This is a genomic window from Cupriavidus necator, from assembly GCF_016127575.1.
GTDB classification, from domain to species: domain Bacteria; phylum Pseudomonadota; class Gammaproteobacteria; order Burkholderiales; family Burkholderiaceae; genus Cupriavidus; species Cupriavidus necator_D.
Genome location: NZ_CP066018.1, coordinates 3,871,393 through 3,887,898 on the forward strand (window position 1 = coordinate 3,871,393; position 16,506 = coordinate 3,887,898).

Genomic DNA, 16,506 nt, shown 5'->3' on the forward strand with positions numbered 1-16,506 from the left:
GGCGCGGTTGCCTTGCGGCCACCGTGCGGGGGACGCGCATGCCTGCAGTCCGCGCGCCGCCGCATTAGACCCACCACCATACCCGGAGACCACCGTGAATCCAAACCAACCGGCGGCAAGCGTGCCCGCCCTTGACAGCCTGGGCGGCAACGCCCGGCTGGACACCGAAGCCCAGATCGAAAAACGCGCCTACAGCAAGGTGTTCTGGCGCGTCATGCCGTTCCTGATGCTGTGCTACGTGGTCGCCTACCTGGACCGCGTCAATGTCGGCTTCGCCAAGCTGCAGATGGGCCAGGACCTGGCCTTCTCCGAAACCGTGTTCGGCCTCGGCGCCGGCCTGTTCTTTATCGGCTACTTCCTGTTCGAGGTGCCCAGCAACCTGCTGATGCATCGTATCGGCGCGCGCATCTGGATCGCGCGCATCATGATCACGTGGGGCATCATCTCGGCGCTGTTCCTGTTCGTGAAGACGCCGACCCAGTTCTACGTGATGCGCTTCCTGCTCGGCCTCGCCGAAGCGGGTTTCTATCCCGGCGTGATCCTGTACCTGACCTACTGGTTCCCGGCCAACCGCCGCGGCAAGATGATCGCGCTGTTCATGTCGGGCATCCCCATCGCGGGCATGTTCGGCAATCCGCTGTCGGGCTGGATCATGGACGCGTTCAACGGCACGCACGGCATGCGCGGCTGGCAATGGATGTTCCTGCTCGAGGCCCTGCCCGCGCTTGTGATCGGCGTGGTGACGGTGTTCGTGCTGCGCGACGGCATCGACAAGGCGCCGTGGCTCGACGCCGATGAAAAGCGCGTGCTCAAGCGCAATATCGAGGAAGACCAGCGCGGCGCCCATAACGCCGCCAGCGCCGCCGGCAAGGCCCACGGCCACTCGCTGGGCGCGGTGTTCTCCGACCGCCGCGTGTGGTGGATGTGCCTGATCTACTTCTGCTTCGTCACCGGCCAGTACGCGCTGACCTTCTGGATGCCGACGCTGGTGAAGGCCAGCGGCGTGACCGGCAACCTGAACATCGGCCTGCTGTCGGCGATCCCGTTCATCTGCGCCGTGATCGTCATGAACATCCTGGGCCACAGCGCCGACGCACGCCGCGAGCGCCGCTGGCACCTGATCGTGCCGGCGCTGATGGGTGCCACGGGCTTTGCCATTGCGGCCTCGTTCACCAACAATACAACGGTGGCCATCGCCGCGCTGTCGCTGGCCGCCGCCGGGGTGCTGACCTGCGCGCCGCTGTTCTGGTCGCTGCCGACCTCGTTCCTGTCGGGCATTGCCGCCGCTTCCGGTATTGCCGTGGTGAATTCGGTGGGCAACCTGGCCGGTTTCGTGTCGCCGTACATGGTCGGCGCGCTGAAGGACATGACGCAAAGTACGCAGCTGCCCATGTACGTGCTGTCCGCGATCCTGGTCGTCGGCGCAGTGCTGGTGTGGCTGACGCCCGCTAAACTGGTCAACCGCTGATCCTGGCCGGCCCGCTTTCGACGTAGTCTCGATCGGGCCGGATCCGTACCACCGCTTTGGAGTTCCGAATGCCGCGCTTCGCCGCAAACCTCTCGATGATGTACAACGAGCACGCCTTCCTGGACCGCTTTGCCGCAGCCGCGGCCGACGGCTTCCGGGCGGTGGAGTTCCTGTTCCCGTACGAGCACGCCGCCGCCGAGCTGCGCGCGCGCCTGGACGCGAACGGCCTCACACAGGCACTGTTCAACGCGGCGCCGGGCGACTGGGCAGCAGGCGAACGCGGCCTGGCCGCCCTGCCCGGGCGCGAGGCGGATTTCCGCGGCACCATCGGCCGCGCGCTGGAATACGCCGGCGTGATCGGCAATGACCGCATCCACGTGATGGCGGGCCTGATCCCTGCCGATGCCGACCGCGCGCGCTGCCGCGCCACATACCTCGAGAACCTCGCCTTTGCTGCCAACGCTGCCGCCGCCCAGGGCGTGACCGTGCTGATCGAGCCGATCAACACGCGCGACATGCCGGGCTATTTCCTGAACCGCCAGGACGACGGCCAGGCTATCTGCAAGGAAGTCGGCGCGGCCAACCTGAAGGTGCAGTTCGACTGCTACCACTGCCAGATCGTCGAAGGCGATGTCGCGATGAAGCTCAAGCGCGACATCGCGGGCATCGGCCATATCCAGATCGCCGGCGTGCCCGAGCGCCATGAGCCGGACGTGGGCGAGCTGAACTATCCCTACCTGTTCGAGGTCATGGACACGCTCGGCTACGACGGCTGGATCGGCTGCGAATACCGCCCGCGCGCCGGCACCTCGGCCGGCCTGGGCTGGCTCAAGCCCTACCTGGGCCGCTGATCGCGACCAACCCCAAGAACAACCGCTCCCATCCTGCCATGAACGTACTGATTACCGGCGGCGCCGGCTTCCTCGGCCTGCAACTCGCCCGCCTGCTGCTGCAACGCGGCACCCTGAACCTGGACGGCCAGCCCGTGGCCATCAAGCGCCTGACGCTGCTGGACGTGGTGGCGCCGCAAGGCCTGGACGATGCGCGCGTGCGCGTGGTCACCGGCGACCTGTCCGACCCGGCCGTGCTGCGCCAGGCCATCGACACCGACACTGGCGCCGTGTTCCACCTGGCGGCCGTGGTCAGCGGCCAGGCCGAGGCCGACTTCGACCTGGGCATGCGCGTCAACCTGGACGCCTCGCGCGCGCTGCTGGAAACCTGCCGCGAGCTGGGCCACCAGCCGCGCGTGCTGTTCACCAGCTCGGTCGCGGTCTACGGGGGCCAGTTGCCGCCGGTGGTGCAGGACGATACCGCGCTGAACCCGCAATCGTCATACGGCGTGCAGAAGGCCATCGGCGAGCTGCTGCTGTCGGACTACAGCCGCCGCGGCTTTGTCGACGGCCGCGTGCTGCGCCTGCCGACCATCAGCGTGCGCCCCGGCAAACCCAATGCGGCGGCCTCGTCGTTCGCCAGCGGCATCATCCGTGAGCCGCTGTCTGGTGTTGCTGCCAACTGCCCGGTGGCACCGGAAACGCCGCTGTGGCTGCTGTCGCCGCGAGCGGCCGTCGCGGCACTGGTCAATGGCATCGAACTGGCCGGCGAACGGCTGGGCAACCGCCGCGTGGTGAACTTGCCGGGGTTGTCGGTCACGGCTGCCGGCATGATCGAAGCCCTGCGCCGCGTGGCGGGCAATGCCGTGGCGGACCGCGTGACGTGGGAGCGCGAAGCGCGCGTGGAGAACATCGTCGGCACCTGGCCGGCGGCGTGGAACGCGGAGCGTGCGCTGGCGCTGGGGTTCCAGAGCGACGCGAGCTTTGATGAGGTGATTCGCGCCTATATGGAAGATGCGGGGCTGGCCAAGTAAGCGAATCTCGCCTCCCTGCTGCGACGGCCCTAATATTTGCTGAGAGCCGCTCCCCTCTCCCGCTTGCGGGAGAGGGGAGCAAACAAGCGGGATTTGAAGACTCGTCGGCACGGAATCACCCCGCCGGCTTCACCACCTCATACCCCTCGATAATCTCCCGCACCGGCCCCGGAATCGCCGCCGATTTCTGCGTGGCCGGGTCCGCGCACACATAGACGATCTCACCGGTAATCAGGTGTTCGTCGCCGCGGAACATCTCCACCCGGAACAGCATGCTCGAGCGCCCCAGGCGCGACATGCGGCCGCGGATTTCCAGCTCGTCGTCAAAGCGCGCCGAGGCGTGGTATTCCAGCGTGGACTTGACCACGAAGATGTCCACGCCATGCGCGTGCAGCACATCTTCCGGATAGCGGATGCCCAGCGCGCGCCAGTACTCGGTCACGCAGATATCGCAGTACGTCAGGTAGTGCGCGTTGAAGACGATCGACTGCGGATCGACTTCGGCCCAGCGCACGCGCAGCGGGATGCTGTGGCGAAAATCCTCTTTGGCCATCGGCCTGGTCTCCTTGTTTGTCGTGGCTTGTCAAAGCACCAGGCCGCCGGCCCGCCGGACAGGACCGGCAGGCGCGGCGGCCTGGATCGATGATGGCGGCGGCAGGCTGATTGCGCTTACTGTGCCTTGGCCAGCCCCAGCTTCTCGATGATCGCCTTTTCCTTCTTGACGGTCTCGGCCGCAAACTGCGCGTATTGCTGGCTGTTCATGTAGTACGGCTCCATGTCGAACTTGGCCAGCGATTCGCGGTAGTTGGGCATGTCCATGGCCTTCTTGAAGGCGTCATGCAGCTTCTGCACGATCTTCGGATCGGTGCCCTTGGGCGCGACCAGGCCGAACGGCGAGGTCTGCACGATGCCGATGCCCAGTTCCTTCAGCGTCGGCACGCTGGGGAAGCGCGCCGAGCGCTTCTCGCCCCAGGTCGACAGCAGGCGCAGCTTGCCCTGCTCAACGTACGGTGCCCATGCCGGCGTGTCGGCCACCGACATCACGTGGCCGCCCAGCAGCGCCTGCATCGACTCGGAATTGCCCTTGTAGGGGATGTGCGAGAACTGCACGCCCTGCTTCATCGCCAGCTCTTCCATGGTCAGGTGCAGCGTGGTCATCGAGCCCGGCGAACCGTAGGTCAGCTTGCCCGGATTGGCCTTGGCGTAGGCAATGTACTCCTGCATCGTCTTGATCGGCGAATCGGCCGGCACCACCAGGCCGAACGAATAGCCGGCGAGGTTGATGATGTAGTTCAGGTCCTTGACCGGGTCCCAGTTGATCTTGGTGGTGTACGGCAGGCGGTAGACCGGCATGGCGACCTGGGCCAGCGTGTAGCCGTCCGGCGCGGTGGACTGCATCATCTGCGCGGGCAGCACGCCACCCGCGCCGGGCTTGTTCTCGACGATCACGGGCTGGCCCAGGATCTTGGAGGCGTTGTCGGCGAGCACGCGGAACGGGATATCCGTGGAGCCGCCGGCGGTGTAGCCGATCACCAGGCGGATCGGGCGCTGCGGGAACTTGTCGGCCTGTGCCTGGGCGGGCATGGCGGCAAGGCCCAGTGCCGCGGTGGCGGCGGCGATGCCCGCGCGGGCGATGAAGTGGCGGCGTTGCATTTGACTATGTCTCCTTGTGCTGCAAGTCACTGCTGAAAATGGAAGGCCGGGGCCGGTGCGGCCCTGACCGTGGCTGCTGGTCTAGTTGTGCGGTGTGCCGAACGCGGCGCGCAGCGCGGCAACGGCCTCGGCATGTGCCTGCGCCACCGCCGGCACGAACCGGCCCAGCTTGAAGAAATCATGGATCATGCCGGGGTAGTCCGCCAGCGTGGCGGCCACGCCGGCGGCGCGCAGCTTCTCCGCGTAGGCCACACCCTCGTCATGCAGCGGATCGTAGCCGGCCACGGCGATCCAGGCCGGGCATGTGCCGCGCACCTCGGCGCCGGCGCCGCCGCCATCCAGCGGGGCGAAACGCCAGTCGTCGCGGCTGGCTTCCTGGTCCAGGTACTGGGCAAAGAACCAGCGGATCATGTCCGCCGTCAGCAGGTAGCCATCGGCCAGCGCGCGGTGCGACGGCGTGTCCTGGCGTGCACAGGTGCCGGGATAGATCAGCAACTGCAGCACGGGCGCCAGGCCCGCATTGCGGGCCTCCACGGCACACGCCGCGGCCAGCGTGCCGCCGGCGCTGTCGCCACCCACGGCGATGCGCGCCGGGTCGGCACCGAGCCGGCCGGCTTCGGCGAAGACCCAGTGCAGCACATCGAAGGCGTCGTTGGCCGCCGTCGGGAAACGCCATTGCGGCCCGAGCCGGTAGTCCACCGACAGCACCATGCAGTCCGCCTGGCCACACAGCAGCCGGCACAGCGGATCGTGCGAATCGACGCTGCCGACCGTGAAGCCGCCGCCATGGAAATACACCAGCAAGGGCAGCGGCTCGGTCCAGCTGGCCTCGCGCGGGGTGTACAGCCTGAGCGGGATGGCGTGGCCGTCGCGCGCCGGCGCCAGCAGGTCTTCCGCCATATACACGGGCGGCGGGTTGATATCGAGGATCGGCGCGCTTTTCTCGTAGGCGATCTTGGCGTCCTCGGGCTCCATCGCGTGGATCGGCGGCCGCTTGGCGCGCGCGATCAGCTCCAGCAGCGCGGCCACCTGCGGGTCGAGCGGGCTGGACGGCAGGCCGGGCGTGGCGGGCGCATCAGGGCTGGAAGACGGTGCGGCGGACATAGGGAATGACGCGGATCCGGAGCCGGTGCCAGCGGCGTGCAGAAGTTCTGCGCGTCGCCCGCATCGGGACAAGTTCGAATTGTGAACGATCGTTCGATTTTAGTATGATGCCAGATGTTCCAGGTGCCCGGCAGTACGAGATAACCCCGAAAAGTCGCTGTCAGCCTGCCACGCGGCAAGTTTTTGCGCGATGATCGGCTGAAGCGGTCCCGAGGGCTCCGGAAACGCAGTAGTGCAGGTCCATTGAAACCCAAGACAGCGGGCCTGGCGAGCATCCGCTCCAGGCCCGTGCAAAAGACAATTTGGCGGCAGATCCCGGCAGGAGACAAGCAAACATGGCGTTTATCTACTATCTGACCCACATCCACCTGGATTTCGGCGCGGTAAGCCTGCTCAAGTCCGAATGCGAGCGCATCGGCATCCGCCGCCCGTTGCTGGTGACCGACAAGGGCGTGGTCGCCGCGGGAGTGGCGCAGCGTGCCATCGATGCAATGCAGGGCCTGCAGGTTGCGGTATTCGATGAAACCCCGTCGAACCCGACCGAGGCCATGGTGCGCAAGGCCGCCGCACAATACCGCGAGGCCGGCTGCGACGGGCTGGTGGCAGTGGGCGGCGGCTCGTCGATCGACCTCGCCAAGGGCATCGCCATCCTGGCCACGCATGAGGGCGAGCTGACCACCTATGCCACCATCGAAGGCGGCAGCGCCAGGATCACCGACAAGGCGGCGCCGCTGATCGCGGTGCCCACCACCTCGGGCACCGGCAGCGAGGTGGCGCGCGGCGCCATCATCATCCTGGACGACGGCCGCAAGCTGGGCTTCCATTCCTGGCATTTGCTGCCCAAGTCCGCCGTCTGCGACCCGGAACTGACGCTGGGGCTGCCGGCCGGGCTGACCGCGGCCACCGGCATGGATGCGATCGCGCACTGCATCGAGACCTTCCTGGCCCCCGCCTTCAACCCGCCCGCGGACGGCATTGCGCTGGACGGGCTGGAGCGCGGCTGGGGCCATATCGAACGCGCCACCCGCGACGGTCAGGACCGCGACGCACGCCTGAACATGATGAGCGCGTCGATGCAGGGCGCAATGGCGTTCCAGAAGGGGCTGGGCTGCGTGCATTCGCTGTCGCACCCGCTGGGCGGGCTGAAGATCGACGGCCGCACCGGCCTGCACCACGGCACGCTCAACGCGGTGGTGATGCCGGCGGTGCTGCGCTTCAACGCCGATGCGCCCACGGTGGTGCGCGACGACCGCTACGCACGCCTGCGCCGCGCCATGCACCTGCCCGACGGCGCCGATATCGCGCAGGCCGTGCACGACATGACCGTGCGCCTGGGCCTGCCCACCGGGCTGCGTCAGATGGGTGTCACCGAGGACATGTTCGACAAGGTGATTGCCGGTGCGCTGGTCGACCATTGCCACAAGACCAACCCGAAAGAAGCCAGCGCCGCGGATTATCGGCGTATGCTTGAGCAGTCCATGTAGCACACAGCGGCTTCCCGCCGGTCAGACCGACCAAGCGGCTGTCCGGCGGCCCTCCCTCCACAGCGCAGGAGACAACATGAGCGGCGAGCACTTGCAGGTAGTCCATGGCGATATCACCCGGATGGAAGTCGATGCCATCGTCAACGCGGCCAATAGCGGCCTGTTGGGCGGCGGCGGCGTCGACGGGGCCATCCACGGGGCAGGCGGCTCCGCGATCAAGGAGGCCTGCCGCGCGATCCGCGACACGCAGGGCGGCTGCCCCACCGGCGAGGCGGTGATCACTACCGGCGGCCACCTGCCGGCGCCATACGTGATCCACGCGGTCGGGCCGGTCTGGCAAGGCGGCGACCAGGGCGAGGACGAACTGCTCGCCAACGCCTACCGCAACAGCATCCGGCTGGCGGCGCAGCACCACCTGCGCAGGCTGGCCTTTCCCAATATCAGCACCGGCATCTACGCCTTCCCGCGCGAGCGCGCGGCGGATATCGCCATCGCCGCGGTGCGCGAGGCGCTGGCCGCGGCGCCGGAGATCGAGCAGGTCACCTTCGTCTGCTTCGACGACGAGAACTACCGCCTGTACCGCGAGCGCTTGTCCTGAGACGGATCGCGGGGCATGCCCCGCGATCTCCACCGCCTGCGTCAGAACTTGTGGCGCAGGCCCACGCGCAACACCGCCTGGCTGTCATCGGCCGACGGACGCACGCCGTTGATCGCGGCCACCGCGCGCTTGCCGGTGGAATCGATTCCCGAGGCCTTCTGGTAGATCGCCATCGCGTAGACATCGGTGCGCCTGGACAGGCTGTAGTCCGCCCCCAGCACGAACTGCCGGTAGCTGGCGTCATTGATGCCGCTGCCCCTGGCATAGTCCGCGGCCACGCCCATCAGCAATGCCGGCGTCACCTGGTACTTGAAGCTGACTTCCACATTGTTGAAGGTCGCGGTGCCGCGATAGCCGAACGGATTCGGGCCGGACGACAGGTCTCCCAGGTCCTTGAAGCGCGTGTTGGAGTACGTGGTCCCGACCGTGGCCGCGCCGAAGCTGTACGCTGCGCCCGCGGCAAAGACTTCCTGCGAGCGCGCCGACGCGTAGCCCGACTGCACCGGCGAGCCGATATTGGTCAGCGTGTTCAACGGTGCCGAGCCGGTGGTGTTGGCCGTGACACCGGTGCCGTAGAACGAGGTATTGGGGTTCCTGACGTTCAGGTAGCCGATGCCGAGCAGCAACGGCCCGCTGCCATAGCCCGCGCCCAGCGACCAGATCTGGTTGCGCGCCGGGCTGCCCGCCACGCCGCCCAGGCTGTAGACCCCGCCAAAACTCAGGCCGCCGTAGTTCTGGCTGCGGAACTTGATGGCGTTGTTGACCCGGGCGGAGTTGTTCAGGTTGTCGATATCGCCGGGGTGGGCGTTGTAGAAGCCGCCCCATTGCGCGCCGATGTTGAGCGGACCGACAAAATCCACCACCGAGTCGTACTGGCGGCCCATGGTCACCGTGCCGTAGTTGCCGGACAGGCCGACGTACGCCTGGCGCCCGAATATCAGGCCGCCCTGCCCCAGCTTGCCGCTGCTGGCGTCGAAGCCGTTTTCCAGCACGAACAGCGCCTTCATGCCACCGCCCAGGTCCTCACTGCCGCGCAGGCCGAAGCGGCTGGCCTGGATCACGCCGCTGACCAGGCCAAACTGGTGATGGCCACCGGCGTTGTTGTTGTAGGTCAGGCCTTCATCGACGACGCCATAGAGGGTCACGCTGCCCTGTGCGCAAGCCATCTGCGCGAATCCGCCGATCAATGCAAAACCTGCAAGCTGCTTTTTCATTCTGTTTCCTCCGTCTTTGAATTTGTTGCCGCACCTGTTGATTCGCGTCCCTCGCATATGCGCCGACTGGGTGCGGGCCCTCCCGGAACTGCCTTCGAAAACCACTGCAACGACACCTGCTGAGGGATTCCGCCCGCGTTTCGCTGGCGATGGGCGTGACAAAGCCGCTCACGCCGTGAGCACGGCTTTGCGCCGCTGGCGCAAAGCCGAACATCCACCCCTGGAAAAATCAGAACCAAGAACCGCCGCGCGTTTTGAAAACGACGAGACGCAGGCAGGAATGCGCGTCAGGCCGTCCCGCCCGACAGCCGCCGCGCCTTAGCCATCGAAATGGATCCAGGGCCGGCGCAACCGGTCCGCGCCCTGGAACGCGTCGATGCTTGACGCCAGCTTCAGCGTCAGCGCGATCGGGTCCAGCCCTTCAAGCAGCATCTGCCGCTGCTCGCTGCCCAGCGTGAAGCCGTACCGCGCGCCCGCTGGCGACACCACTTCCAGCTGCCGGAGGTCGACCGTCACCTGCCGCGTGGCCGGCGCTGCGGCGCAGTCGTCGGCGAGTGCCTGCACCGTTGCCATCGGCAGCACCACCGGAAGCAGGCCGTTGCGCACGCAGTTGTTGTGGAAGATGGCACCGAAGCCGGGCGCAACGATGGCGCGGATGCCGAACTCCTTCAGCGCCCACACCGCATGCTCGCGCGAGGAGCCGCAGCCAAAATTGCTTCCGGCCAGCAGGATCGACGCCCCGGTGTACTCCGGCTGGTTCAGCACGAACAAGGGATCGGGGCTGCGGTCCGTCCCCGCCAGGTAGCGCCAGCCGGCGAACAGGCCCTCGGCCAGCCCGTGCCTGGAGACGCGCTTCATTTCCCGCGACGGGATGATGGCGTCGGTGTCGATGTTGATGCGCAGCAGCGGCGCGGCCACGCCGCGATGCATGGTAAACGGCTCCATCTCAGGCTCCTGGCGGCCGGCGCGGGTCGGCGATGCGCCCCAGCACGGCCGATGCCGCCACCGTGGCCGGGCCGGCAAGGTGGGTGCGGGTCTGCGGGCCCTGGCGGCTTTCAAAATTGCGGTTGGTGCTGCTGATCACGCGCTGCCGGTGGCCGAAGCTTTCGCCGCCGGCGTAGAAGCACATCGAGCAACCCGATTCACGCCACTCGAATCCCGCTTCACGGAACACGCGATCCAGCCCTTCGGCCTCGGCGGCGCGCTTGACGGCGCTGGAAACCGGCACGCAGATGGCCGTCACGCCGGGCGCCACCTTACGCCCGGCCAGCACACCGGCCGCGCTGCGCAGGTCCGACAGCCGGCTGTTGGTGCAGGAGCCGATAAATGCGGCATCGATGGCGATGTCCGCCATCCGCTGCCCGGGACGCAGGTCCATGTAGGACAGTGCGCGCTCCATGGCCTGGCGCGTATCGGCATCGATCGCCATGGCGGGGTTGGGCACGGCGCCGTCGACGGCCACGCCGTGCTGCGGGCTGGTGCCCCAGGTCACCATCGGCGCCAGCTGCCTGCAATCCACCGACAGCTCGCGGTCGAACACGGCGTCGGCGTCGCTGTACAGGCTGCGCCAGTGCCACAGCGCTGGTTCCCACTGCGCACCGGCGGGCGCATACGGCCGGCCGGCGAGGTATTCGAAGACCGTGTCGTCGGGCGCGACAATGCCCGAGAACGCCGAGAACTCCACCGCCAGGTTGCACAGCGTCAGGCGCGCCTCGACCGGCAGGCTGCGCACCGCGCTGCCGCCGAATTCGAGCATATGGCCGCCGGCGCCCGCCGCCGAGTAGCGTGCGATCAGCCACAGCATCAGGTCCTTGGCGCCGACGCCCGCTGGCAGCGCGCCGTCGAACGACACCCGCATGGTGCGCGGCCGCGTCACGCGCAGCGTCTGCGTCGCCAGCGCATGTTCCGCCTCGGACGAGCCGATGCCCCAGGCCAGCGCGCCCAGGCCGCCCTGCGTGCAGGTATGGCTGTCGGGACAGACCACGGTGGTGCCGGGCAAGGCAATGCCCTGTTCCGGCGACACCACATGGACGATGCCCTGGCCGGGATCGCCGATATCGAACAGCCGGATGGCCTCGCGCCTGGCGCTGTCGCGCGTGCTGGTGATAAAGGCCTCGCCGCCCGGCATCAGCGTGCTGTCGTTGCGCCCGGGCCGCGTATCGACGATATGGTCCATGGTGCAGAACGCCAGCGCCGGCGCGCGCACGCGCCGCCCGGCCGCGCGCAGCGAGCTCAGCGCGATGCTGCCGGTGCGCTCGTGCAGGAAGACGCGGTCTATATGCAGCAGGCTGGCGCCGTCCAGTTCGGCAATGGCATGCGCCTGCCAAATCTTGTCGAACAGGGTCCGGCCCTGGGACATGGCGCTCATCGCTGCGCTCCGATCGCGCGCTCACTCTCCAGCGTGTCGATGGCGTCGCCGCTCATGCCCGCGGCCAGCAGTGCCGTGCGCGAATGCTCGCCGGCGCGCGGCAGGTCGCGGTAGACGTCGAAGCGCCGCCCGTCCATCGCAATCGGCAGCGCCGGCAGCCGCACCTGCTGGCCCGAGGGCAGCGTCACCGGCACCAGCCCGCCGCCCGCGTTCAGGTGCGGATCGTCGAACAGGTCTTCGGGCCGGGAAATCGGCGCGAACGGCAGGCCACACGCTTCCAGCTTCGCCATCAGTTCCTGCTTGCCGAAGCTGCGGAACATCGGCGCCAGCGCGCCCAGCACGCGCGGCCGCTGCCGCACGCGTCCGTCGTTGCGGTCCAGGGTGGGGTCGCCGATGAAGTCGGCCAGTGCAAACGCCTCGCAGAACTTGCGCCACTGCGTGTCGCTGACGATGCCGACAAAGACCGGGGCGCCTTCCATGGTCTCGAAGGTGTCATAAACCCCCCACGCCGAACTGCGCACCGTCATCGGCGGAGCGGGCGTGCCCGTCACGGCCTGCTGTGCCATGTGCTGGCCGACCAGGAAGGCCGTGGTCTCGAACAGCGAGCTGCACACATGCTGCCCGCGTCCGGTCCGGTGCCGTTCCTGCAGCGCGCCGAGAATGGCGATCACGCCGAACATCGCGCCGGTGACGTCGATCACCGAGGCGCCGGCGCGCATCGGCTTGCCCGGCAGGCCCGTCATATAGGCCAGCCCGCCCATCATCTGGGTGACTTCGTCCAGTGCCACGCGCCGGTCGTAGGGGCCGGCAAGAAAGCCCTTGGCCGAGCAGTAGATCAGGCCGGGGTTGTGCGCCGCCAGCACGCCGTAGCCGAAGCCGTTCTCGTCCATCGCCCCGGCACGGAAGTTCTCGATCACCACGTCGGCGCTGTCCACCAGCCTGCGCACGGCGTCCCTGCCCGCTGCCGACTTCAGGTCCGCGCACAGGCTCTGCTTGTTGCGGTTGTACATGGCGAAGTAGCCCGCGCCCGAGCCCCCCAGCCGGCGCGTGTTGTCGCCGCCGGGCGGCTCGACCTTGGTCACCTCCGCGCCCATGTCGGCGAGGATCATGCCGATCGCCGGCCCCATCACCATGTGGGTGAATTCGACTACCTTCAGGCCAACCAGCGGCCTTTCCATTGTTGTCATCCGTCGCTCCTGCTGATCATTGCCACGCCGCCAGGACGGCAGGCACGAAGCCCTTGGGCAGGCCGGCCTCCGGCGTGTGCCCGTAAAGCGGTTCGTCCGCCAGGTTGGCCCTGACGATGTCGCGCACGCGGAACAGCGCCTCCAGGTCGATGCCGGTGCGCAGCCCCATCGACTCGAGCAGGAACACCAGGTCCTCCGTCACCACATTGCCGCTCGCGCCGGGCGCGAACGGACAGCCGCCGAGCCCGCCCAGCGAGGCATCGACCGTGGTCAGGCCCACGTCGATCGCCGCCAGCACATTGGCCAGCCCCTGCCCGCGCGTGTTGTGCAGGTGGATGCCGCTCAGGTGCTGCTGCCCGATCGCGCGCCATACCGCCAGCGTCAGGCTGCGCACCTGGCGCGGATTGCCGTAGCCGGTGGTGTCGGACAAGCCGACTTCGTCGCAGCCCGCGTCCATCAGCGCTTCGGCCAGCCCGACCACGCGCGCCTCGGCGACCGGGCCTTCCAGCGTGCAGCCGAATGCGGTCGACAGCCCCGCCTCGAAGCGCGGCCGCGCATGGGCCGGCAAGGCGCGGATGCGTTCGGCAATGCGCCGGACCTCGCGCAGCATCTGCTCATGGGTGCGGTTGACGTTGCGCAGGCTGTGCGTCTCGCTGACCGACACCGGGATGGTGAGCTTGTGCACGCCGGCGCCGATGGCGCGCTCGGCGCCCACGTAGTTGGGCACCAGTGCCGCCACCGTGAGCCCGCCGATGCCGAGCGCGTGCGCCACCACCTCGGCCGTGTCCGCCATCTGCGGCAGCACCGTGGCCGGAACGAACGAGCCGACCTCGATCTCGCGCACGCCGGCGGCGGCTTCCGCGCTGATCCAGGCCTTCTTGGCCGCGGTCGCCATCACGCGCCGGGTCATCTGCAGGCCGTCGCGCGGGCCGACTTCGCTGACCAGTACGTCGATGTTCTGCATGTTTGCTGTCATGGGTTTTCCTGTGGTTGGGAATCCTGTGCCGCGAACGCCGCGAGAATCTCGCCCGCGCCCGCGCTCCAGACTTCAGGTCTTGCCATCACGTATTCGAGCGCGGCTTCCAGGTAGCGGATCCGGTGCGGCTGCCCCAGCACCCACGGGTGCACGGACAGCGCGAGGATGCGCCCGCCCTGTTCGCGCGCTTCGTCGAGCAGCAGGTCGCAGGCGTCTTTCACCTGCCGCGCCCACGATGCTTCCGGGTGCAGGTTCTCCATCAGCACGAAGCGGTCCTCCAGCTCGGTCGACAGCGGCATCGCCCACAACTTGCCGTGGCGCGTGCGGAACGGGTAAGGCATGTCGTCGTTGACCCAGTCGCACAGGTACTCGATGCCGTTGGCGCGCAGCAGCTCCGGCGTATTGGCGCTCTGCAGCTTGCCGGGGCTGAGCCAGCCGCGGACGTCTTGCCCGCTGAGCGTACGCAGCCGGTCCAGCGAACGCCGGACGACTTCCGCCTCGACGGCTTCATCCAGGCCGCCGGCGTGTGCGGTGTCCATGCTCCATGAATGGCCGATGATCTCGTCGCCGCGCTCGCTCACCGTGGCGAGCAGCGACGGATACAGCTCGGCCAGCCGCGCATTGATGGCAAAGGTCGGGCGCACGCCGTAGCGGTCGAAGCCGCGCAGCATCCGGTGGATGCCGATGCGGTTGCCGTAGTCGCGCAGCGTGTAGTGGCGCAGGTCCGGATACGGCATGGTCATGTTGCCCGGCACCGCCACCGGTTTGCCGGTCGGGTTCAGCGGGAAGAACTGCAGGCTGACGTTGACCCACAGGGCCAGCGTCTTGCCGCCTGGCCAGCGCACCGGCGCGCGGCTTGCCAGCATCGACCAGTCATAGCGGTCGTGGTCCATGCCGGCGCGGCGGTGCGGGTATTGCGGGGCTTGATGGTCGCGTGGCATCAGCACGCCCTCCGCACCGGGTTGGCTGCGGCAATCGCAGCCGCGGCCGTGTCGTAGCAATGTTCGAGGTAGTAATCGGCGATCTCGCGGCCGGTGGTGACCCAGACATCCGCGTGGCCAGTGATGTATTCCAGCGCTTCCTCGAAGGCGCGCAGCCGGTGCGGGCAGCTGACCTGGTAGTTATGGGTCGGGATGCACATCACGGTGCCGGACTCGGCCCCTTCCGCATAGAGCCGGTCGAAGCAGTCCTTCAGCATCTGCCCGTAGCGGCGCGGCTCGGCCTTGTTCACCACGTAGGCGATGGTGTCGTTCATCTCCAGCGAGTACGGCAGCGAGATAAAGCGCTGGCCGCCGCGCACGCGCACCGGCGTGGGCTGGTCGTCATGGAACAGGTCGCAGGTATAGCGGCCGCCCAGTTCGGCGAACAAGTCCAGAGTCGATTCGCTGTGCGACAGCGCTGGCGCCAGGTAGCCGGCCGGCTTGCTGCCGGTGCAGTCCTCGATGATCTGCATCGACTCGCGGATCATCTCGCGCTCCTGTTCCTCGGACATGCCGTAGGTGTAGCGCGTGTTGTAGATGCCGTGCGAGAAGAACTCCCACTCGCGCTCCATGCACATCGCCACGATCTCGGGGTGATGCACGCACAGCGCCGCCGACAGCGACACCGAGCCGCGGATGCCGTACTTGTCCAGCAGCCGCATCTGGCGCTGATGGCCGACGCGGTTGCCGTAGTCGCGGATCGAGTAGCCCGGCACCGCGGGGTACGGATGGGGCCATGCGCGCCGGTGCGGATTGCCTGGCGGGTCGAGTTCGTAGAACTCGATGTTGGGCGCGACCCAGAAGGCCAGCCGTGCCCCGCCCGGCCAGCTGATCCTGGGGCGGTCCTGGTAGGGCCAGTAGTCGTAGTAGCCGGGGCTTTCACGCATGTCAGTCCCCCTTCGCGGTGTGCAGCATGGCATGCTGGTCTTCGAGCCAGTTCTGCACCTCGAGCACGTCGAGCACGTCGGCGTATTTCAGCATCAGGTCGGTCAGGTTGGCGAAGTGGTAGCTCTCATGCTTGTCGGCCACGCACTGCTCCGGCACGATGGTGCGATACCCGCGTGACAGCGAATCCACCGCCGTGGCGCGCACGCAGCCCGAGGTGGAGCCGCCGGTGATGACCACGGTATCCACCTGGTGCCACACCAGCAACGACTGCAGCTGGGTCTCGAAGAACGCCGACGGCATCTTCTTGCAATAGACCACGTCGCGCACCGGATCGACGTCGACGCGGCTGTCGAACTGCGCGCGCTCCGACCCATGCTTGATGTTCTGCAGCGAATCCGGCGTATCGGTGCGGGTGCCCCAGATGCCCGCATCCTCGCCGGACGCCATGTACGCCACCCGCGTCCACACCACCGGCCAGCCCAGCGCCCGGAAGCGCCGCGCCAGCCCGTTGATATGCGCCAGCTGCGCGGGATCGGTCTCGTACGCGGTCTTGAAGCGGTCGGTGCAGGTGTAGGCGTTCTGCAGGTCGATATTGACCAGCACCGCCTTGCGCCCGAAGCCGAAGCGCGCCCGGCTGGGGTTGGCCCTGACCTCCTGCCAGATCTGGCGCGCGGTCTTGTCTGACAATTCCATCGGTTTGACTCCGTTCTTTGCTTCTCTGA

Annotated in this window: 16 protein-coding genes; 5 read left to right on the forward strand and 11 right to left on the reverse strand. The window is 67.8% G+C overall.

Annotated features, from left to right (window positions below; translation table 11 throughout):
• The first annotated feature begins 94 nt into the window (after positions 1–94).
• From I6H87_RS18235 to denD, 3 genes are all read left to right on the forward strand, one after another.
• The gene (locus tag I6H87_RS18235) at positions 95–1,468 is read left to right on the forward strand and encodes an MFS transporter (RefSeq protein ID WP_010810013.1); all 1,374 of its coding nucleotides are present in this window, start codon (positions 95–97) and stop codon (positions 1,466–1,468) included.
• Positions 1,469–1,536: 68 nt separating this feature from the next.
• Positions 1,537–2,319, forward strand: coding sequence for a 2-oxo-tetronate isomerase (gene otnI, locus I6H87_RS18240; protein WP_010810014.1), 783 nt, complete (start codon positions 1,537–1,539; stop codon positions 2,317–2,319).
• Between the two features lie 38 nt (positions 2,320–2,357).
• Positions 2,358–3,332 (forward strand): D-erythronate dehydrogenase, encoded by a 975-nt coding sequence (denD, locus tag I6H87_RS18245; RefSeq protein WP_011615150.1) that lies wholly within the window; start codon positions 2,358–2,360, stop codon positions 3,330–3,332.
• Positions 3,333–3,447: 115 nt separating this feature from the next.
• On the opposite strand, the gene I6H87_RS18250 is transcribed toward denD, so the two are convergent.
• The 3 genes from I6H87_RS18250 to I6H87_RS18260 all read right to left on the reverse strand — a co-directional run bounded on the left by I6H87_RS18250 (position 3,448) and on the right by I6H87_RS18260 (position 6,089).
• A complete protein-coding gene (locus I6H87_RS18250) occupies positions 3,448–3,885 on the reverse strand; it encodes a YbgC/FadM family acyl-CoA thioesterase (protein WP_010810016.1) in 438 nt (145 codons plus the stop codon).
• Positions 3,886–4,001: 116 nt separating this feature from the next.
• Entirely contained in the window at positions 4,002–4,985 is a 984-nt protein-coding gene (locus I6H87_RS18255) for a tripartite tricarboxylate transporter substrate binding protein (protein ID WP_011615149.1), read from the reverse strand.
• 81 nt (positions 4,986–5,066) lie between these two features.
• Positions 5,067–6,089 (reverse strand): alpha/beta hydrolase, encoded by a 1,023-nt coding sequence (locus I6H87_RS18260; protein ID WP_011615148.1) that lies wholly within the window; start codon positions 6,087–6,089, stop codon positions 5,067–5,069.
• A gap of 335 nt (positions 6,090–6,424) precedes the next feature.
• On the opposite strand from I6H87_RS18260, the gene I6H87_RS18265 reads away from it, so the two are divergent.
• Positions 6,425–7,573, forward strand: a complete 1,149-nt coding sequence (locus tag I6H87_RS18265; protein ID WP_010810019.1) for an iron-containing alcohol dehydrogenase — start codon at positions 6,425–6,427, stop codon at positions 7,571–7,573.
• Positions 7,574–7,649: 76 nt separating this feature from the next.
• Positions 7,650–8,171, forward strand: a complete 522-nt coding sequence (locus I6H87_RS18270; RefSeq protein ID WP_010810020.1) for an O-acetyl-ADP-ribose deacetylase — start codon at positions 7,650–7,652, stop codon at positions 8,169–8,171.
• Between the two features lie 41 nt (positions 8,172–8,212).
• Here the strand turns inward: I6H87_RS18270 and I6H87_RS18275 are convergent, their stop codons facing one another.
• From I6H87_RS18275 to I6H87_RS18310, 8 genes are all read right to left on the reverse strand, one after another.
• A complete protein-coding gene (locus tag I6H87_RS18275) occupies positions 8,213–9,385 on the reverse strand; it encodes a porin (protein WP_011615147.1) in 1,173 nt (390 codons plus the stop codon).
• Between the two features lie 318 nt (positions 9,386–9,703).
• Positions 9,704–10,330, reverse strand: a complete 627-nt coding sequence (gene leuD, locus I6H87_RS18280) for a 3-isopropylmalate dehydratase small subunit (protein WP_010810022.1) — start codon at positions 10,328–10,330, stop codon at positions 9,704–9,706.
• Position 10,331: 1 nt separating this feature from the next.
• A complete protein-coding gene (locus tag I6H87_RS18285) occupies positions 10,332–11,753 on the reverse strand; it encodes a 3-isopropylmalate dehydratase large subunit (protein WP_011615146.1) in 1,422 nt (473 codons plus the stop codon).
• On the reverse strand, positions 11,750–12,940 hold the full coding sequence (locus tag I6H87_RS18290; protein WP_011615145.1) for a CaiB/BaiF CoA transferase family protein: 1,191 nt from the start codon (positions 12,938–12,940) through the stop codon (positions 11,750–11,752). Before I6H87_RS18290 ends, I6H87_RS18285 begins: the two co-directional genes overlap by 4 nt.
• A 16-nt stretch (positions 12,941–12,956) precedes the next feature.
• On the reverse strand, positions 12,957–13,916 hold the full coding sequence (locus I6H87_RS18295; protein WP_011615144.1) for a hydroxymethylglutaryl-CoA lyase: 960 nt from the start codon (positions 13,914–13,916) through the stop codon (positions 12,957–12,959).
• A complete protein-coding gene (locus tag I6H87_RS18300) occupies positions 13,913–14,857 on the reverse strand; it encodes a polysaccharide deacetylase family protein (protein WP_010810026.1) in 945 nt (314 codons plus the stop codon). Before I6H87_RS18300 ends, I6H87_RS18295 begins: the two co-directional genes overlap by 4 nt.
• The gene (locus tag I6H87_RS18305) at positions 14,857–15,783 is read right to left on the reverse strand and encodes a polysaccharide deacetylase family protein (protein ID WP_011615143.1); all 927 of its coding nucleotides are present in this window, start codon (positions 15,781–15,783) and stop codon (positions 14,857–14,859) included. The genes I6H87_RS18300 and I6H87_RS18305 overlap by 1 nt, the downstream gene beginning before the upstream one ends.
• Position 15,784: 1 nt before the next feature.
• Positions 15,785–16,477 carry an isochorismatase family protein gene (locus tag I6H87_RS18310; protein WP_010810028.1) on the reverse strand — a complete coding sequence of 231 codons (693 nt, stop codon included), beginning with the start codon at positions 16,475–16,477 and terminating at the stop codon, positions 15,785–15,787.
• Positions 16,478–16,506 lie beyond the last annotated feature (29 nt).